This is a genomic window from Nocardiopsis valliformis DSM 45023, from assembly GCF_000340985.1.
Lineage (GTDB): Bacteria > Actinomycetota > Actinomycetes > Streptosporangiales > Streptosporangiaceae > Nocardiopsis > Nocardiopsis exhalans.
In genome coordinates, this window is sequence record NZ_ANAZ01000081.1 from 1 (window position 1) to 1,101 (window position 1,101).

1 protein-coding gene is annotated in these 1,101 nt (G+C 66.9%); it reads right to left on the reverse strand.

Annotated features, from left to right (window positions below; all coding sequences use genetic code 11):
* Positions 1-7: 7 nt before the first annotated feature.
* Positions 8-1,087: an IS30 family transposase gene (locus D457_RS33920; RefSeq protein ID WP_051073096.1), complete on the reverse strand. Its 1,080-nt coding sequence runs from the start codon at positions 1,085-1,087 to the stop codon at positions 8-10.
* Positions 1,088-1,101 lie beyond the last annotated feature (14 nt).

Genomic DNA, 1,101 nt, shown 5'->3' on the forward strand with positions numbered 1-1,101 from the left:
CTTGGGGTCAAGTGGTTGTTGCAATGAGGGTCTCGTTGAGGACCTCGGCCGGGGTGGCCCACCCCAGAGTCTGGCGGGGACGGCCGTTCAGCTCAGCGGCCACCCCGTCCAACCCCTCCTGGGACCAGTCCCGAAAGTCCGTGCTGGACCGAGGAAAGTACTGGCGCAACAACCCGTTCGTGTTCTCGTTCGAACCACGCTGCCAGGGCGAATGCGGATCACAGAAGAACACCTTGCACCCACTGACCACCGTGAAATCAGCATGCCTGGCCATCTCCGACCCCTGATCCCAAGCCAAGGACCGGCGCAGGTGCGCGGGCAACCGGCCCGCCAACCGTGCCAACACCCCGATCACCTCGGCGCTGACCCACCCCTGGGGCAACGCCCCCAACATCACATACCGCGTCGAGCGCTCCACCAACGTCACGATCGCCGAGGACCCCCGCGCCCCCACCACCAGATCACCTTCCCAGTGCCCGGGCACCGCACGATCGTGCGCTTCGGCTGGACGGTCGCTGATATGAAAACCCGGCTCATGGGCCCAGGGCCTGCGTGAGCGGGTCGCCGCGGCCGCCCGCGACTGCGGCCGGCGGCCCGTGCGCCCGCTGCGCAACGCATCCTGACGGGCGATCTCCGCGCGCAAACTACCGCGGCCCTGCACGTACAAGGACTGGTAGATGGTCTCGTGCGACACCCATACCTCCGGGAAATCGGGAAAGTCCCTACGCAACCGGGCCGCGATCTGGGTCGGGGACCAGTGCTGACGCAGCCCCTCCTGGACCAGGAAACGGGTCACGGTGCCCGGGGCGCACTTACGCTTCTTGGGCCGGTAGGCGCGCTGGTTGGCGTGGCGTTGAGCGAAGTGCGCGTCATAGCCCCACCGGTAGGCGCCACGCCGACCTGTGGGCAGCTGCTGCCCGCGTGGGTTCTTGGGGCCGTGCCGGTAGGAGTTGTTGCGGTCGATCTCCCGCCAGATTGTGGAGGGCCAGCGGTTGATGCGCTGCCCGATCTGCTCGTAGGTGTAGCCCTCTTCCCACAGGGTCTGGATCTGGACTCGCTCATCCCGGCACAGTCGTTTACCTGGCACAACTACCCCCTGAA